Source organism: Hymenobacter miniatus (assembly GCF_016427455.1).
Classification (GTDB): domain Bacteria; phylum Bacteroidota; class Bacteroidia; order Cytophagales; family Hymenobacteraceae; genus Hymenobacter; species Hymenobacter armeniacus.
In genome coordinates this window covers 158,837-176,934 of record NZ_JAELXR010000002.1, presented here as the reverse complement: position 1 = coordinate 176,934, position 18,098 = coordinate 158,837, and the positions used below count along the sequence as shown (strand labels likewise).

At 61.6% G+C, this 18,098-nt stretch carries 15 protein-coding genes; 9 read left to right on the top strand and 6 right to left on the bottom strand.

Annotated features, from left to right (window positions below; translation table 11 throughout):
* Positions 1–5 precede the first annotated feature (5 nt).
* The 3 genes from argC to JAO73_RS03855 are packed head-to-tail and all read right to left on the bottom strand — an operon-like array spanning position 6 to position 2,801.
* On the bottom strand, positions 6–986 hold the full coding sequence (argC, locus tag JAO73_RS03865; protein WP_198975850.1) for an N-acetyl-gamma-glutamyl-phosphate reductase: 981 nt from the start codon (positions 984–986) through the stop codon (positions 6–8).
* Positions 976–2,166 carry an argininosuccinate synthase gene (argG, locus tag JAO73_RS03860; protein ID WP_198975849.1) on the bottom strand — a complete coding sequence of 397 codons (1,191 nt, stop codon included), beginning with the start codon at positions 2,164–2,166 and terminating at the stop codon, positions 976–978. The genes argC and argG overlap by 11 nt, the downstream gene beginning before the upstream one ends.
* 2 nt (positions 2,167–2,168) lie before the next feature.
* The gene (locus JAO73_RS03855; protein ID WP_198975848.1) at positions 2,169–2,801 is read right to left on the bottom strand and encodes a GNAT family N-acetyltransferase; all 633 of its coding nucleotides are present in this window, start codon (positions 2,799–2,801) and stop codon (positions 2,169–2,171) included.
* Between the two features lie 418 nt (positions 2,802–3,219).
* On the opposite strand from JAO73_RS03855, the gene argB reads away from it, so the two are divergent.
* From argB to JAO73_RS03835, 4 genes are all read left to right on the top strand, one after another.
* Positions 3,220–4,002, top strand: coding sequence for an acetylglutamate kinase (argB, locus tag JAO73_RS03850; RefSeq protein ID WP_198975847.1), 783 nt, complete (start codon positions 3,220–3,222; stop codon positions 4,000–4,002).
* A gap of 8 nt (positions 4,003–4,010) precedes the next feature.
* A complete protein-coding gene (locus JAO73_RS03845) occupies positions 4,011–5,057 on the top strand; it encodes a M20 family metallo-hydrolase (RefSeq protein WP_317191196.1) in 1,047 nt (348 codons plus the stop codon).
* A gap of 112 nt (positions 5,058–5,169) precedes the next feature.
* The gene (gene argH, locus JAO73_RS03840; protein ID WP_198975845.1) at positions 5,170–6,474 is read left to right on the top strand and encodes an argininosuccinate lyase; all 1,305 of its coding nucleotides are present in this window, start codon (positions 5,170–5,172) and stop codon (positions 6,472–6,474) included.
* A gap of 44 nt (positions 6,475–6,518) precedes the next feature.
* A complete protein-coding gene (locus JAO73_RS03835; RefSeq protein WP_198975844.1) occupies positions 6,519–8,750 on the top strand; it encodes a TonB-dependent receptor in 2,232 nt (743 codons plus the stop codon).
* Position 8,751: 1 nt separating this feature from the next.
* On the opposite strand, the gene JAO73_RS03830 is transcribed toward JAO73_RS03835, so the two are convergent.
* Entirely contained in the window at positions 8,752–9,174 is a 423-nt protein-coding gene (locus tag JAO73_RS03830) for an EamA family transporter (RefSeq protein ID WP_198975843.1), read from the bottom strand.
* A gap of 137 nt (positions 9,175–9,311) precedes the next feature.
* Between JAO73_RS03830 and JAO73_RS03825 the strand changes: the two genes are divergently transcribed.
* From JAO73_RS03825 to JAO73_RS03805, 5 genes are all read left to right on the top strand, one after another.
* Positions 9,312–10,037 carry a PD-(D/E)XK nuclease-like domain-containing protein gene (locus tag JAO73_RS03825; RefSeq protein ID WP_198975842.1) on the top strand — a complete coding sequence of 242 codons (726 nt, stop codon included), beginning with the start codon at positions 9,312–9,314 and terminating at the stop codon, positions 10,035–10,037.
* Between the two features lie 226 nt (positions 10,038–10,263).
* Positions 10,264–12,690 (top strand): T9SS type A sorting domain-containing protein, encoded by a 2,427-nt coding sequence (locus JAO73_RS03820; protein WP_198975841.1) that lies wholly within the window; start codon positions 10,264–10,266, stop codon positions 12,688–12,690.
* A 107-nt stretch (positions 12,691–12,797) separates the two neighbouring features.
* Positions 12,798–13,391 carry a TetR/AcrR family transcriptional regulator gene (locus JAO73_RS03815; protein ID WP_198975840.1) on the top strand — a complete coding sequence of 198 codons (594 nt, stop codon included), beginning with the start codon at positions 12,798–12,800 and terminating at the stop codon, positions 13,389–13,391.
* A gap of 55 nt (positions 13,392–13,446) precedes the next feature.
* The gene (locus JAO73_RS03810) at positions 13,447–14,373 is read left to right on the top strand and encodes an alpha/beta fold hydrolase (RefSeq protein ID WP_198975839.1); all 927 of its coding nucleotides are present in this window, start codon (positions 13,447–13,449) and stop codon (positions 14,371–14,373) included.
* A 111-nt stretch (positions 14,374–14,484) separates the two neighbouring features.
* Positions 14,485–15,117, top strand: coding sequence for an MOSC domain-containing protein (locus tag JAO73_RS03805; RefSeq protein WP_198975838.1), 633 nt, complete (start codon positions 14,485–14,487; stop codon positions 15,115–15,117).
* A 23-nt stretch (positions 15,118–15,140) separates the two neighbouring features.
* Here JAO73_RS03805 and JAO73_RS03800 read toward each other — a convergent pair whose 3' ends face one another.
* On the bottom strand, positions 15,141–16,157 hold the full coding sequence (locus JAO73_RS03800) for a J domain-containing protein (protein ID WP_198975837.1): 1,017 nt from the start codon (positions 16,155–16,157) through the stop codon (positions 15,141–15,143).
* Positions 16,158–16,227: 70 nt separating this feature from the next.
* Entirely contained in the window at positions 16,228–17,130 is a 903-nt protein-coding gene (locus JAO73_RS03795; RefSeq protein ID WP_198975836.1) for a histone deacetylase family protein, read from the bottom strand.
* Between the last annotated feature and the right edge of the window lie 968 nt (positions 17,131–18,098).

The following is an 18,098-nucleotide window of genomic DNA, read 5'->3' as shown; positions in this document are numbered from 1 at the left end:
TTACACTACAAAAGCCCCGCCTTCAAATTCAACCCCGTCGTTTCCGGCAGCCCGAACAGCAAGTTCATATTCTGCACCGCCTGGCCCGACGCGCCTTTCACCAGATTATCAATCACCGAGGCAATTAATAACTGCTTGCCCTGCTTCTGCACGTGCAGCAGGCATTTGTTGGTGTTAACCACCTGCTTGAGGTGAATTTCCTTGTCCGAAACCGTAGTGAACGGCGCTTCAGCATAAAACTGCTTATACAGCTCTCGAGCCTCGTCCTGCGTCAAATCCGACGGCGTGTAGACGCTGGCGAAAATGCCCCGCGAGAAATTGCCGCGGTAGGGGATGAAGTGCATCTCGGTTTCCGACTGCGGCTGCAGCTGCGCCAAGCTCTCGCCGATTTCGCCGAGGTGCTGGTGCGTGAAGGGCTTGTAGATGGACACGTTGTTGGTGCGCCACGAGAAATGCACCGTTTCCGACAGGCTCTGGCCCGCGCCGGTCGAGCCGGTGATGGCCGACACGTGGATGTCGTGGGTGAGGCGGCCGGCCTGGGCCAGCGGCAACAGCGCCAGCTGAATGGCCGTGGCGAAGCAGCCCGGGTTGGCAATGCTCTGCGCCTGCTGGATACGGCTTTTGTTCAGCTCCGGCAGACCGTACACAAACTCGCGGCCTTCAAACTCGGCATCGGCGTTCAGGCGGAAGTCGTTGCTCAGGTCAATGATGTGCGTGGTTTCGGGCGGGGCGTTTTTCTGGAGCCACGCTTTGGAATTGCCGTGGCCGAGGCACAGAAACACCACGTCCTCATCGCCGGCCAGTTCGGAGGCAAACACCAAATCAGTTTCACCCACCAGGTCGTCGTGCACCTGGTACACGGGGTTGCCCGCGTTCGAGGAGCTCACGATGCCGCTCAACTCCACGAACTCGTGGTGCAGCAGAATGCGGATGAGCTCGCCAGCCGTATAGCCGGCGCCGCCCACGATACCGGCCTTAATTTTCATCGTGCAGGCTGTTGCTAATCTTCAGCTGGTTGCCGAAAATCTTGATGAAACCTTTTGCATCGCGCGAATCCCAGGCGTTGTTTTCCTCGCCGTAGGTGGCCACTTTCGACCGCATCATGTCGTATTTCGACTCCACGCCGAGCAGGTCGAACTGGTAGGGCTTGAGCTGCACGAACACCTTGCCCGACACGTGGTTCTGCGACGAGGTGAGGAAGGCTTCCATGTCGCGCATCACTGGGTCGAGGTACTGCGCTTCGTGCAGCAGCGTGCCGTACCAGTTGGCGATGTAGTCCTTGTGCAGCAGCTGCCAGCGCGTGCTGGTGTGCTTCTCCAGCAGGTGGTGCGCCTTGATGAGGATGAGCGGCGCGGGCGCCTCAAAGCCCACGCGGCCCTTGATGCCCAGAATGGTATCGCCCACGTGAATGTCGCGGCCCACGGCAAAGGCCGCGCCCAGCTCGTTCAGCTTCTGAATCAGGGCCACTGGCTCCAGCGTTTCGCCATTCAGCGCCACGGGCTCGCCCTTTTCAAAGGTGATTTCCACGCGCTCCGAATCCTGGCGCTGCAACTGCGACGGATAAGCACTTTCCGGCAGGGCCTCGTGCGAAGTCAGCGTTTCGACGCCGCCTACGCTGGTGCCCCAGATGCCCTTATTAATGGAGTATTTCGCCTTCTCCCAGCTCATCTCGAAGCCCTGTTTTTGCAGGTACTCAATCTCGGCCTGGCGCGACAGTTTCAGGTCGCGGATAGGCGTGAGGATTTCCGTTTTGGGCGCAATCACCGCAAAAGCCACGTCGAAACGCACTTGGTCGTTGCCGGCGCCGGTGCTGCCGTGCACGATGTAGTCGGCCTCGTTGGCCCGCGCATATTCGGCAATGGCCAGCGACTGGAACATGCGCTCGGCGCTCACGCTCAGCGGATAAGTGTCGTTCTTCAACACATTGCCAAACAGCAGATAGCGCAGGCAGTCTTGGTAGAAGCGGGTGGTCACGTCAATCACCTCGTGCTTCACCGAGCCCAACTCGTAGGCGCGCTTCTCGATGGCGGCCAACTCCTCGGCCGTGAAACCGCCGGAATTGACGATGACGGTGTGCACTTCCAAATCAAGCTCGCGCGACAGATACACGGCGCAAAAAGAGGTGTCGAGGCCGCCGCTATAGGCGAGAATGGCTTTTTTCTTCATTATTACTGAGCAGAATCGGTTTCAGAGGGAGTAGGGGCGGGGTCGGTGCCGATGGGCAACGGCGGCGTGATGTGCGCAGCAAAATCAGGCACTTGTACCTGCACGAGCTGCTTTTCGGGCGTGTCGTAGAGCATGCCGGTGCAGAGGCACATCTTGCGCTCGTTCTCCATCAGGATGCCGTAGTTTTTGCAGCTTTTGCAGCCTTTCCAAAAGTCTTCGCTGGTGGTGAGCTCCGAGAAGGTGACGGGCTCGTAGCCCAGGTCGGTGTTGATTTTCATCACGGCCAGGCTGGTCGTGATACCGAAAATCTTGGCCTGCGGGTACTTGGTGCGCGACAGCTCGAACACGGCCTGCTTGATGGCTCGGCCCACGCCGCCCTTGCGGATTTCGGCGTTCACAATCAGCCCCGAGTTGACCACAAACGTCTTGTCGTCAAAGGTTTCGATGTAGCAAAAACCAGCCAGTTCGTCGTCGACGAAGGCGATGATGGCGTCGCCGGTTTCCATCTTTTTGGCTACGTAGGCCGGCTCGCGCTTGGCGATGCCCGTGCCGCGCGTCTTCGCCGACTCGATGTACCACTGGCATAATAATTCAGCGTACTGTGCGTCCGCTGGCGTTGCAACCCGAATTGTCATTGATTGAGGAAATACTTAGGGATAGATACGCGGCTGTCCGGAAACCCGCTGTATACGGGAAACTCCTGCTAAAGCCCAAACCTGTCTGTAAGTGTGAGCGGATACTAGCCCGGCTCAAAAGGGCTGGCCAAGGGGCCAACATGCGGCTGTTGAAGCCGCTAGGGTCGTCGAACCAGTGCGCAAGCGGTTTCGCACACGCCGGCTACTCCCGGCCAGGCGGCGGGGGCGGGCAAAGTGAACAAGGAAACCGAACGGGTCATGGCAAAAATGAGGCGATTCGGCGCTGTAACGAAGCCGAGAACCAAGTGGTTCAAATCTGGCGCAAAGGTAAAAGGCCCTACTTTTGCCCGCAACATTTCTGTGTTATTTTTTGACTGGGCCTCCGTGCACCGCGGGCCAACGCTAACGTGAAGGGTTGATGAATTCGGTAGTAAAAATATTTAAAATAGGCGGCGGCATTATTGACCACGAAGCCGAATTGCAGGAATTTCTGCGATTGTTTTCCGGCATTAGCGGCCCGAAAATATTGGTGCACGGCGGTGGCAAAGGCGCCAGCGACATGCTGCGGCAATTGGGCATAGCGCCGCGCATGGTAAACGGCCGCCGCATCACCGACGCCGCCACGCTGGATTTGGTAACGATGTTTTACGCGGGCAAAACCAACAAGCAAATTGTGGCCACGCTGCAAATGCTGGGCGTCAACGCCTTGGGCCTGACCGGCGCCGACGGCAACGTTATTCAGGCCGTGAAGCGCCCGGTGCGGGAAATCGACTACGGCTTTGTGGGCGATTTGAGCGAAGCCAGCGTGAATACCAACATGCTGCACCAGTTTCTGGCGCTGGGCCTCACGCCGGTGCTCTGCCCCATCAATCACGACGGCCAGGGACAATTGCTAAATACCAACGCCGATACCATTGCGGCCTCGGTGGCCAAGGCTTTGTGCAAGCAGTACGAAGTGGAGCTGCATTTCTGCTTCGAAAAACGCGGCGTGCTGACGGATATTACCGACGAAACGTCGGTAATTCCAAAAATTAATCTAGCCGATTACGCATTGCTGAAGGAAAGCGGTGTAATTGCCGACGGCATGCTGCCGAAGTTAGAAAACGCATTCGACGCGCTACAATTCGGGGTGGAAAAAGTAATTATTGAGCATGCGCTTTACATCGACGACACGCTTCATACCACGCTATGCCTGACGTAATAACCGAATTGCGCGATGCTGCCGTGGCGTTATTGGTTCAACTGATAAAAACGCCTTCGTTTTCGCGGGAAGAATCTGGCACGGCCGCCCTGATAGAAGCGTTTCTGAATGCGCACGGCGCAACGCCGCACCGGCGACAGCATAACGTATGGGCTTTCTCGGAGAACTTTGACGCGCAGAAGCCCACTATTCTGCTCAATTCGCACCACGACACGGTGAAGCCCGGTGCGGGCTGGAATTACGACCCTTTTGGGGCAGTTCTAGAAGGCGATAAATTAATTGGCTTGGGCAGCAACGACGCCGGGGCGGCGGCGGTGAGTCTGCTCGCCACGTTTCTGTATTTTCGGAATAAGCCAAATACATTTAATTTAATTTGCGCAATAACGGCGGAAGAAGAAATTTCCGGCGCTAATGGCATCCGCAGCGTGCTGCCGGAATTTGGGAAAGTTGACCTGGGAATAGTAGGAGAGCCCACCGGCATGCAACTGGCCATTGCCGAAAAAGGCCTGCTGGTGCTCGACGGCGCCGCGCATGGCAAAACCGGCCATGCGGCTCGCGACGAAGGCGAAAACGCCCTCTACAAAGCCCTTGATGACATCCAGTGGCTGCGCACTTATCAGTTTCCGAAAGTGTCGCCGCTACTGGGTCCGGTGAAAACGACCGTGACGCAGATTAGCGCCGGCACGCAGCACAACGTGGTGCCCGACCGCTGTCAATTTGTGGTCGATGTGCGCACCAACGAACTGTACAGCAACCAGGAAGTGCTGGAGATAATTCGGGCAAATGTGCAGTCGGAAATAACGCCGCGCTCCACTCATCTCAATTCTTCCCGCATCAGCGACCAACATCCGCTTATTCGAAAGGGAAAGGCCATGGGCAAACAGATGTATGGCTCGCCCACGCTGTCGGACCAGTCGATGATGCCGTTTGAAACCCTCAAAATGGGGCCGGGCGAGAGTGCCCGCTCGCATACACCCAACGAATACATTTTGCTTAGTGAAATTGACGCAGGCATTCGGGATTATATCGCGCTGCTGTCGGATTTTACTTTCTAAGTGAAACGAATTACTACTTCGCGTTGCTCGTATAGCATCCGCGAAGTAAAGCGCTGCTGCATCTCATTGCGGCGCAGCATGACGCTCTGAACTGATTTAATAGACAGGAACCATGAAAATTTGGGAAAAAGGATTTTCGGTAAACGACACCATTGAGAAATTCACGGTGGGGCGCGACCGGGAATTGGATATGTATCTGGCGCCGTTTGATATGCTGGCGTCGAAGGCGCAGGCCAATATGCTGGCCAAAGCCGGTTTGATTTCTGACCAAGAGCGGCAGCAATTAATTGCCGGATTGGATGAATTGCTGGCGCAAGTAGACGCGGGCACGTTTACCATTGAGGCTGATTTTGAAGACGTGCATTCCAAAATCGAGCATTACCTCACCGAGAAGTACGGCGACGCCGGCAAAAAAATACACACGGCCCGCTCGCGCAACGACCAGGTGCTAACGGCCATTCAACTGTTTCTGAAGGATTACACCGAGCGCATTGCGACGAAAATAGTGGCGTTGGTGCGCGTACTGGTGCAAAAGGCTGAGGCGCACCATGCCGATTTTCTGCCGGGCTACACGCACTTTCAGGCTGCCATGCCGAGCAGCTTCGGGCTGTGGTTTTCGGCGTATGCCGAGCATTTGCTGCTGGATTTGGCGCTGTTTGAAGCGGCCCATACCGTGGCCGACCAGAATCCGCTGGGCTCCGGCGCGGGCTTCGGCAGCAGCTTTCCGATAGACCGCGAAATGACGACCCGCGAAATGGGCTTCGGCAGCGTGGCCGTGAGCAGCGTGGGCGCGCAAATGCTGCGCGGCAAAACCGAAAAAACGCTGGCGTTTGCCATTGCCGGGGCGGCGGGCACGCTGGGCAAAATGGCTTACGACCTGGTGATGTACAACAGCCAGGATTTGGGCTTTGTGACGCTGCCGAAGGAATTCACGACGGGCTCCAGCATTATGCCGCACAAGAAAAACCCCGACGTGTTTGAGCTGGTGCGCGGCCACGCCAACCGCCTGCAGGCGTTGCCTAATGACATTATCCTGGCCACCAGCAACCTGCCCAGCGGCTACCACCGCGACTTTCAGCTGCTGAAAGAATTGCTGTTCGGGCCCATGGTGCAGTTTGCGGACTTGCTCGATATTCTCCTCTTTGCCTTACCCGAAATCAAGATTAAGCCGGGGGCAATTGAGCAGGAGAAATACGACGCTATTTTTTCGGTGGAAAATATCAACCAGCTTATCATTGCCGGGGTGCCGTTTCGCGATGCCTACCAGCAGGTGGGCCGCGCCGTGGAAGACGGCAGCTACGTGCCGCACCGCGAATTCCAGACCACGCACCTCGGCAGCATTCACAACCTGGGCCTGAAAGAAATTGCGGCCAAAGTGGAGCGCTGGCAGCGGAAAAGCAGGCTTTTTACTGCGTAAAATTGGCCATTCACGCCGCTGTTTAAAAATGCATTATGAATGACATGATGTCGACGGCTTACCGTCTCCGGATGCTGTGGCGTGTGGCGGGGTTGCTGCTGGTGCTTGTGCTGCCCTTGACGGGCCGGGGCCAGGGCCTGCGCGTGCAGGTGCGCGACTCGGCCCGCCACGAGCCCCTGATTGGTGCCAGCGTGGCGGTGCCCGGCACGGGCGTGGGCGCCGCCACCGACGTCATGGGCGCGGCCGTGCTCGACCCGGCCCCGGCGCCCGGTACGCGCCTGCGCATCAGCGCGCTGGGGTTTCGGGCGCGGCTGGCAGTGGCGCCCGCGGCGGGTGGTGCGCTCACGGTGCAGTTGGCGCCCAGCGCCGAAGAAATTGACGAAGTGGTGGTGACGGCCACCCGTACCAACTCCCGCATCGAAGACCTGCCCACGCGCGTGGAAGTGCTGGGCCTGGAGGAGCTGGAGGAGGAAAGCAGCATCAAACCCGCCAACATTGCGGGCCTGCTGGGGGACTTTGCCGGCGCTCAGATTCAGCCCACGTCGCCCACCACCGGCAACGCCGACCTGCGCCTGCAGGGCCTGCCGGGGCAATACACCCAAATTTTGCGCGACGGCGTGCCGCTGTACGGCGGGTTTGCGGGCTCCTTTGGCCTGCTCACCATTCCGCCGCTCGACTTGCGGCAGGTGGAATTGATTAAGGGGTCGAATTCGACGCTGTACGGGGGCGGCGCCATTGCCGGCCTGGTGAACCTGGTGAGTAAAACGCCCACCCTCGACCGGCCCAGCTACGCCCTCAGCTTCAACCAAACCACCCTGCGTGAGAGCGACCTGACCGGTTTTGCAGCCAAGCGCGGCGCGCGCTGGGGCTATACCGCGTTTGTGGGCCTTGTTAATCAAAAGGAAAAAGACGTGGACGGCGACGGATTTGTGGACGTGCCCCGGGCCCGCAGCATCAATCTGCACCCGCGCCTTTTCTTTTACCCCAACGCGCACAGCCAGCTGGCGCTGGGCTACAACGGCACGGCCGAGAGCCGCCGCGCCGGCGACCTGCAGGTACTGCAGCGCGGCCCCGACATCGCCAGCGGGCGGCTGTTCTACGTGGACAACACCAGCCTGCGCAACACCGTGGACCTGCTGTATGTGAACGACAGCGTGGCGCGGGGCGCCCTTACGGTGAAGGCCACGGGCACCGACTTTGTGCGCGACGTGAACACGCCAATCGCCAGTTTCACGGCGTTCCAGACTACGTATTTCGCCGAAGTCAATTACCGGCACGGCTACGGGCGGCACACGGTGGTGGCCGGCCTCGATGCTAACGGCGAGCAGCTGGGCTCGTTCAACCGCAGCGCTACGCCGTTGCGCAGCCCGTACCGCTACGCCACGGTGGGCGCGTTTGTGCAAGACGACTGGCGCCTGCTGCCGGCCCTCAACCTGCAAACCGGGCTGCGCTACGACCACCACAACCAGTTTGGGGGCTTTTTGCTGCCGCGGGTGGCCCTGCTCTACAAAGCCAGTCCGGCCGTGACGGCCCGCCTCAACGGGGGCCTGGGCTACCGTGCGGCCGTGCCCTACATCAACAGCCTCGACGAGCGCGACTACCCGCTGGTGCAGCCCCTGCGCGGCGTGCGGGCCGAAACGTCGCTCGGTATCAACGGCGACGTGAATTTCCAGCGCACCTTCGCCGGCTTCGATACTCCGCTCACGCTGAACGTGAACCAGTCCTTTTTCTACACGCGGCTGGCCGACCCGCTGGTGCTGAACGGCAGCGGTTTTGCCGGCCCTAGTGGGCAGAACTTTCTCACCTGGCAAAACGCCGCCGACCCGCTCTCGACGCGCGGCCTGGAAACCTACGTGCGCCTGCGGGCCGATAAAACCGAGCTCTACCTGGGCTACGTCTTTACCGATGCCCGCCAGCAGTACGACGCCGTGAACGAGCGACTGCCCTTGTCGGCCCGCCACAAGTTTGCCGCCGTGGCGCTGGTCGATTTTGCCGAGAATTTCAACGCCGGGGTGGAGGCCTCCTACACCGGCCAGCAGTACCTCTCCGACGGTCGCACCACGCCCGGCTACCCGCTGTTTGCGGCCATTGTGCGCTACCACACCGAGGCCTGGACGGTGGCCCTGAACGGCGAAAACCTGCTCGACTACCGCCAGACGCGGCGCGAGCGGGTGGTGAGCCCGCCCCTGGGCAACCCTGTGTTCAGCGAGCTGTGGGCCCCAGTGGAGGGCCGCGTCATCAACCTGTCGGTGACGTGGCGCTGGGTGAAAGGCTAGCTCAGGCCCAGGCCAGCACCACGGTGCCCGCCAAAATGAGCCCCGCACCCAGCGCGCCGCGGGCCGAAAGGGTTTCGCCCAGAAACGCCACCGCCAGCGCCAGCGCCAGGGCCACGCTCAGCTTGTCGACGGGCGCCACGCGGCTCACGGGGCCCAGCTTCAGGGCGCGGAAATAGCACAGCCACGACGCCCCCGTGGCCAGCCCCGACAGCACCAGAAACAGCCACGTGCGGCCCGACAGCGCCGGCAGCCCCGCCGTGGCCCCGCGCGCCACGGCGATGCCCCAGGCCAGCAGCAGGATGACCACCGTGCGAATGGCGGTGGCCAGGTCAGAGTCGACGCCTTTGATGCCGATTTTGGCAAAAATGGCGGTGAGGGCCGCGAAAAGGGCCGAAAACAGGGCGTAAGGAATCCAGGGGGCCATAAGAAAGCCAGCGTGAGGGCGGGCAAGGAGCTGCCCGTAGCTGAGCCTACGCACAACGGCCCGCAACCGTCGGGCCCCGCGGCTAGTACTAGCCCAGGCGGAGCCATTATGCCGAGTTTGCTGTTACCTTTTTACCTATGCCCGAATCTGATTCTACTTTCCGCCGGCCCGACCTGCTGCGCCTCGACTACGACACCTACCGGGCCCTGCCCGCCGTGGCCAACTCCGACCTCTCGCGCCTGCGCGATGCCCTCGACGGGCGCCCGCCGCGCCCGCAAACCAGTGCCGCCGACGGCGCCCTGAGCTTCGGCACGGCCTTCCATACGGCCCTGCTCGAACCCAACGACTACGTGGCCGGCCAGCCCGGTCTCAACGACACGCTGGTGTGGTGGCTGGTGGACGGCGTGAAGCTCGACTCGCGCCTGAACGAGCTGCTGGCCGTGGGCCAGCCCGAAGTGAGCGTGCTCTTCACCGAGCCCCAGACCGACACGCTCTGCAAGCTGCGCGCCGACCTCATCGTGGACCACGCCGACCAGCCGTTCACCATCATCGACTTCAAAACCACCATGGCGCGCGACGCCGACCACTTCCTCTGGCAGTGCTCAGCCTACGACTACGACCGCCAGGCCGCCTTCTATACCGATGCCTTGCGCGCCGAGCGGTTCCTGCTGGTGGGCGTGCAGAAGGTGGAGCCGTTTGGCGTGTTTACCATCGAAGTGAGCGAGCAGATGCTGGCCGAAGGCCGCCAGAAATACCAGCGTCTACTGCGCCTGCTAAAGGCCCCCGCCACGGCGCCCGCCTACCGGGCCGAAGCTGTGCAGGCTGCCGTGGATGCACTCGGATTAGGTGCGGAAGAATCTTGAAATAAGTAAAACTGATATCCGTGGAGTAAGCACCGGTCTTGGGTTGAAAATTTGTGTGCAGCCGTTGTGGGTTAATCATTTTTAATGGTAACTTATTGATGTGAAATAAGATGGTTTTAATAATTGGGTGAATGGTTTGTAGAGTGCGTTGTAATATTGTTGCGCAATTTCGAGTTGGAATAGCGTAATAATATAATTTGTTCTCTTTTACCACTGACTCTTTTATATGAAACAATCTTTTATGCAATGCTTAGTTGGGGCGATGCTGATAAGCTTGGCGGCGTTGCCGGTTCGGGCGCAGTACGTCTTCAAAGACAGCCCCGACGCTTCTTCCAACGGCTTGGGGCCCTACTCGCAGAATTTTGACGCACTGGCGGGCACCAAGGCCACCTTTGGCAGCAATTCGACGCTGCCGGGCGTGTACGCCAAGTACGTGCTCGACACGGGGACCTTTGCGGGAGTGGAGTTGGAATCGTACACGCGAGCCGGCACGTCGGCCAAGCTGGGGCCCGACGACGGAACGGAGGGCGCCACCGCGGCGGGCACCGTCGACGCCGATGGCACCCCCCACGGGCCTTCGTGGTATCATTTCGGGGCTCCCGGCGGCACCGACCGCGCGTTGGGCGGCATTGCCGGCACCACCACCGGCTCGGGCAAAGGGTACGTGGGCATCCGGTTGAAGAACTCGTCCACGAAAACCATCGTGAACCTGGAAATTCAGTATGCGATGGAGCAGTGGTACAATTCGAGCCAGACCCAGGCTGCCAACGTGACGGTGGACTACCAGCGGACCACCTCGACGAACGCCACCATCAACTCGCTGATTGCGGGGACGTGGCTGCCCATCGCCGACTTGGGCGTGCCGGCACCGTCGACGTCGACGGCCATTGCGCCGCGCAACGGCAACGCCGCCACCAACCGCCGCGTGAAGCAAACCACGCTGGTGGGCATCAACCTGCTGGCGGGGCAGGAAATCATGGTGCGTTTCGGCTACGTGTTCAATTCGTCTACCAACGGCAACGGCCTGAGCGTCGACGACATCGTTATTACGCCGCAAACCAACATCTTTTATTCCTTGCCCGGCGACAACAAAAACCTGGACTCAAAGAACAACTGGGGCACCAACGTGAACGGCACGGGCACCGCGCCGACCAATTTCACGGCCGACAACACCATTTATTACGTGCAGGGCAACACGGGCTCCGCCGACCGCATCAACGGCACCTGGACGGTGAGCGGCGCCAATTCGAAAATTGTGGTGGGCACCCCGTCGTCGCCGGCCTCGCTTTACGTGAATGCCAACGACTTCATTCAGGGCACGGTGGACGTGGGCGCGGGCTCTACGCTGCAGATTAACCAGGTAAACAACAATCTGAGCCTGGGCGCGCTGCACCCCAGCAGCACCGTGGAATACGTGAACGGCGGCACCACCACCCAGAACGTGAAAGGCGCCAGCTACGGCACGCTCAAGCTGTCGGGCACCGGCCCCAAGTCGCTCACCGGCAACGTGCTGGTGAACGCCGGCCTGGCCTTCAACACCACCGGCGCGTCCATCCTCAGCCTGGCCGATTACAACCTGCTGCTGCTTAAAGGCGCCGCCCTCACGGGCCTGAACGGCGCCAACACCTTCTTCGTGACCAACGGCAAGGGCAGCCTGCAGCGCACCGTGTCGAGCGACGGCGTAGAAGTGCTGTTTCCGGTGGGCACGTCGGCCACGTCGTACACGCCGGCCCTGCTCAGCCAGACCCAGGCGCAGTCGGAAGACACCTACAGCGTGCGCGTGGCCCCGGAAGCCTATGTGCGCTACGCCAACGAAGTGGGCGTGGTGGGAACCGAAGCCCGCGACCGCAACGTGAAGAAAACCTGGTTCGTGGGCGAAGAGGTGAGCGGTAACTCCAACCTCACCCTCAAACTGCAGTGGAACGACGCCGACGTGGTGACGGGCTTTCAGAATTCGCTGGCCCACATCAATCACTACCTGAACGGGGCCTGGGACCGGTACACGGCCCAGCAGGGCGCTTCGGCGGGCACCGTGGCCAATTCGAGCGTGGTGTCGCGCACGGGCATCACCAGCTTCTCGCCGTTCGCCGTGTCGTCGCTGCCGAACGGCTCCCTGCCGGTGGTGCTCACGGCTTTTGGCGCTCAGCGGGCCGGCACGGCCGTGGCCTGTGCCTGGACCACGGCCACCGAGCACAACAGCCGCGACTTCACCGTGGAGCGCAGCCGCAACGGCCTTTCGTTTGAGCCGCTGGGCCGCGTGGCCGCGCAAGGCAGCAGCAGTGGCCCGCGCGCGTACCGTTTCGCCGACGAGCATCCGCTGGCCGGCCTGGCCTACTATCGCCTGCGCCAAACCGACCTCGACGGCACGGAATCCTTCTCGCAAGTGGTGGCCGTGAACGGCTCGGCAGCGGTTGGCATGCCCGCGGTGGTGCCCAATCCCGGCACCGGCCGCTTTGCGCTGGTTGACGCCGATGGCCAGCCCCTCGCCGGGCCCGCTGTGGTAATCAACACGCTGGGTGCCGTGGTACGCCGCGTGCCCGCAAGCCTGACCGGTGCCAGCAGCTTCGATTTGAGCGACCAGCCCGCTGGCCTCTATCTGGTGCAGGTGCCCACGGCCGCCGGCACCTACACGGTGCGCGTAATAAAGAATTAAAGCCTTTGTCGGCGGCAAAACCCCTTCTCACAATCGTGAGAAGGGGTTTTTTATGCGCAATGCAAAATACTTACTAATTAGTAAGTAAGTATTATCTTTGGGACCAGATGACAACTCAAGCTGCTCCTGGCGCCCTGGCGCCCGACACCCGCACCCGCATCCTCGACCTGGCCGAAAACCTGTTGCTGGAGCGCGGCTTCAATGCGTTTAGCTACCAGCACTTGGCCAAAGCCCTTGGCATGAAGCCGGCCGCTATTCATTACCATTACCCTAGCAAGGACGACCTGGGCACGGCCATTGTGGCCCGGCAGCTCCGGCGGCTGCGCAAGTGGCGCGACCTGCCCCGCGTGGCCGACCTGCCGCCTGCCGAGCAGCTCGAAGCGCTGTTTGCGGTGTACGACAACCACGCCCGGCAGGAATGCCGCGTGTGCCTGTTCGGCGCGCTGGCGGCAGATTTCCGGACCTTGCCGGCGCCCATGCAGGCCGAACTGCGCACGTTCAACGGCGAGCTGACGGCTTGGCTGGCCCAGGTGCTGGCCGTGGGCAAAGCCACCGGTGCCCTGCGCTTCGTGGGCAGCCCCTCGGCCAAGGCCGTGCAGGTGCTCACCACGCTGGCCGGCGCCCTGCAGGTGGCTCGCGTGCACGACGAAACCCCGTACCACACCATCGTGAGCCAGCTCCGCCTGGAACTGCTGGCCTAATGCCCGAACGGCTGCTCGGGCCGCTGCTTTTGTTTCACCTCTTTTTGCCTGCGCTATGACCAACACCTTCTCGCCCGCTCACGACTACTACCTGGCCGAAGAACCAGCCATTGCCCGGGCGCCGCGCGTGCGCTATCCCTCGCCGCCCGCCGGCCTGCGGCTGCTGCGCTGGCAACTCAAGGTGCTCTCGGCGGTGGCGCCGGCGGTGGCATTCCGCACGGCCTGGAAGGTGTTTTGCACGCCCCGCCGCCTGCCCGAAAAAAGCTGGGAGGCTCCCGCGCTGGCCGATGCCCGTCGCCGCGCTGTGCCCGCCGCTACCGGCTCCGTGGCCGTGTACGAGTGGGGTCCGGCCGCCGCGCCGGCTGTGGTACTGGTGCACGGCTGGGAGCACCGGGCCAGCTTTTGGCGGGCCTGGGTGCAGCCGCTGCTGGCCGCCGGCTACCGCGTGGTGGCCCTGGACGGACCGGCCCACGGCGCCTCGGGCGGCAAGCTGGTGACGCTAACGGACTTCGGCGGCGCGGTGCAGGCCGTGGTCGATACGGTGGGGGAGGTGCGCGCCATTGTGGCGCATTCGTTTGGGGCCGCGTCGGTGGCGGGCCTGCCGGTGCGGCTGCCCGGCGGGGCGCCCTTGCCGCGTTTGGTATTGATGAGTGCGCCGGTGGGCCCCCGGGCCGTGGCCGGGCGCTTTGCTGATTTCTTGCAGCTGCCGGCCGCGTTCGTGACACAGTTTGCGCAGTACGTGCAGCAGGCCACTGGCCGCTCCGCCGATTCTTTTGGCGCGGCAGTAGCTGGCCCTACGGCGGGCACCGAGCAAGTGCTGGTGCTGCACGACGAGGACGACGAAATCATTCCCTTTGCCGAAGGCCGGCACATTGCGGCGGCCTGGCCCGGCGCGGTGCTGCACGCCACCAAAGGCCTTGGCCACAACCGCATTCTGCGCGATGAAGCCGTCGTGCGGGCCGGGGTGGCCTTTATCGGGTAGGGCCGGAAGCCTGCGCGCCGAGCAGCCTCAGAAATGCTGGATATCTTGGCGGCGGAAAAGGCTCACCGCTTCCTTCCCCAATCTGGGCTTCCACTTTCCGGTCGTTTTATCATGCGCATTCTTTCTGTCAATGTAGGCCGGCCCCGCACGCTGGAATGGATAGGGCGGGGCATTACCACCGCCATTTTCAAGGAACCCGTTGCCGGCCCCGTGTCGCTGGAAGGAAACAACCTAGCTGGCGACCAGCAGGCCGACCTGCGCGTGCACGGCGGCCCCGATAAAGCCGTGTATGCCTACGCCAGCGAGCATTACGCCTACTGGGAAGCCGAATTGCAACCGGGCGCCCTGGTCGGCCCGGCGGCCTTTGGCGAAAACCTGACCACGGCCGGCCTGCTCGAACGCGACGTGCGCATAGGCGATGAGTTTAGGATGGGCACGGCCGTGCTGCGCGCCGCCCAGCCCCGGCAGCCCTGCTACAAGCTCAACCTGCGCTTCAACGACCCCGAAATGGTGTCGCGCTTCGTGGCCGCCGGCCGCAGCGGCATCTATTTCCAGGTGCTGCAGCCGGGCGTGGTGCAGGCCGGCGATGCCATCGAGCTAAGTGCCCGCTCGCCGTATGCCGTGACCATTCAAGACGTCACCGATATGTACTACGGCGTGCTGCAGAGCCCCGCGGCGGTGCAGGAGCTGCTCAGCATTCCGTATCTGCCGGCTTCGGTGCGGCGCCATTTCACGGCCGGGTGATGCTGCCTTGCAAGGGCGTGGGCTTAAATAGCGTCCACGCCTTCGGCCGCTAGCTGGCGCAGCACGTCGCGCAAGCCTTCGGCCTCGCCCATGAGCCGGGCCACGTGCTGCACGTAGTCCGCCTCAGCGCGGAGGTCGCGCTTGAGCTGGCGCAATTCGAGCTCCTGCTTTTTGCCCGAGCCCGTGACGAAGCCGTTGGGGCCGTACTTCAACTCGTTCATGGCCTGCTTTAGTTGGGCTTGCTGCTGCAGCAGGGCGCGGGTGTAGCGGGCCAGCACGTCGTCGGCCTCGGCGTCGGCCGGGCCCGATTCGGACAGCAGCTGCAGCAGCGCGTAGAGGTCGTCGGCCTCGTAGGCTTCGGTGATGCGCTGCATCTGGGCCGTTTTATGGGCTTGCTTTTCGGGGTCGCGCTCCAAGTCGGGGTGATGGGTGCGGGCCAGCTGGCGGTAGATGGTTTTGGCGTTGGATTCGAGCTGCTTCTGGTCGGCTTGGGCAGCTTCTTCCTGTTTGCGCTGCGCCTTGTTTTTGCGGCGGACGCGGGCGGCGGCCGCGGCTTGCTCGTGGGGCGGCAGGGTGGGGTCGGGGGTGTATTCCGGTGCTGGGTTGGCCTTGCCCGGCTTAGGCTCGGCCGCGTCAACATTGGTTGCGGCAGGCCGTCCGTGCGGCGCATACTTGCGGATGATAGCCTCCTCGTCCTCACCAAACCGGTCTTCCAGCGCCCGCGCATTGCCGAGTATCAGCTCCGTAATCTGCTGCTCCTCCAGGCGGCTGAAGTAGCCCAGTAGCAGGGCTTCTTCCAGCGGCGGAAACAGGCTGCGCCGCGCGGCTACCACCGTGGCGGCCGCCGGGCCTACCTGCTGCCAGTAGCGCCGGCGGGCTTCGGCCTGCTCGGCGCGCAGGTCGCGCAGCCGCTCGCGCAGGTTTTCCACGTCCAGAATGGCCTGTCGAAACGCCAACTGAGCCGGCGTGCCCGCAGGCGCTTCAGCAACCCGAACGGGTACCGTGATGGGGGAGGGGTGCGCAGAATCGGCTTTTTTCATCAATGCAAAGGTACAAGTTGCCCCGCTGGGTCGCCTCTGGGCAATGTCGCCGGGGTAGGCATTTGCCTTTTTACGGCCATAGCTCAAACGCCACCCGAAACGTGTTGCAATGCGCGTCCACGATGTCGGCCAAGCGCTCGGAGTAGCCGCCGCCCATGCTCACGGCCACCGGCAGGCGCCGGGCGTGGCACAAGCCGAGCACGAATTCGTCGCGTTGCCGACAGCCGGCGGGCGTCAGGGCCAGCTTGCCCAGCTTGTCGGTGGCCAGCACATCCACGCCGGCCTGGTAAAAGATGAAATCGGGCCGCACTTGCTCCACCAGCGGCGGCAGCGTCGTGGTCAGCAGCTGCAGATACCCGGCGTCGTCGGTGCCCAGCTCCAGCGCCACGTCCAGGTCAGAACGTTCCTTGCGCAGCGGATAATTGGCCCCGGCGTGCATCGAAAAGGTGAATACGCGCGGCTCGTGCTGGAAAATGGCCGCCGTGCCATCGCCCTGGTGCACGTCCAAATCCACAATCAAAATTTGCTTGGCCAGCCCGTGCGCCAGCAGGTGCGCGGCGGCAATGGCTTGGTCGTTGAGCACGCAAAACCCTTCGCCCCGGTCGGCAAAGGCGTGGTGGGTGCCGCCGGCCAGGTTCAGGCCCACGCCGTCGCGCAGGGCGTGCAGCGCCGATTGCAGCGTGCCTGCGCTGCTGCTCAGCGAGCGCCGCACCAGCTGCGGGCTTTGCGGCAAGCCCAGGCGGCGCACTTCGGCGGGGCTCAGCTGCAGGTCGCGCACCTTGTGCCAATACTCGGCGGTGTGCATGCGCAGCACGTCTTCCTCGGCGCACAGCCCGGGCTCGTAGAAATCCGCCGGCGCCGCAATGCCCTGCCACAGCAACTGCTCCCGAATCAGGGCGTATTTGGCGATGGGGAAGCGGTGCCCGGCGGGCAGTTCGAGGGTGTAGTGGTCGGAAGTGGCGAGGCACGGCATGTGGGCATAATACCCGTAATGCGTAGGCGAAGTTTATTGACTGCACTAACTCAGCTGAATTTTTTGCGCATAAACTCTGCTTAATTCAATCGTTTTTGTGGTTTGTGAAAAATATTTAAAAATTATTTTGAAAATAATTTGCGCAATAAAAATTAATTACAAACCTTTGTCGCACCAAAAGCAAACAACCATGTACCGCCACGAACTATTCACCAGCAATTCGGATAAGATGCAGCCCGGTCGGCTGCTTCCGCTCGGTACGTTTGCCTGATTTCAGTCCCCACTGAAACCCGACACCGCCCGAGCCCACAAGCTCGGGTTTTTTGTTGCCAGCCGGTTATCAACGGCTTACCTCACGAACCCATGCCCCATATCCGCCCCAGTTACCTGCCCCAGCAGTTCTCGAAACGGCCCGATGGTGGCCGCTGGAATCGGTGTGGCCGTGCTTCTCTTCTTTGTTGGAAACGCCGATAGCCTCGGCGTAAACCCCGCGAACCAGACAAGCCCGGCCCACAAAAAGCCGGGCTTTTTCGTGTGATTAATGCCCAAATAAAACGACGTTTTTATTTGACAGGAGAGGTGCGTATATTTCAAATTGAATTAACATTCAAATGCAGATTGACTAATTAATTAATCACAAATACTTGCCTTTACCATCCCGTTTTTTTCACGCTTAGTCAATTCGATTTTTTAACATGCGCCTCCACGTATTCAGCTCCGTCTTATTTCCGCCTGGGGCGGCACGGCCACTGCAAGTAGTGGCCGATTCTAAACACCGGGGCCGCTGTGAGTGGCCCCGAAACCGACAGAAATCGGGCTGCCGACTGCGTGCGCCCGCCTCCTTTTCACCTTCTAGCTAGGCACTGCCCGCGGGCAGGCCCCCGCTTTATGGCAAACCGTAACAAACCGATTTCGGCGGAAGCTTACCGCTGGAAACAGGCCGGTGTCGCGCTTTCGCGGCACGTCGA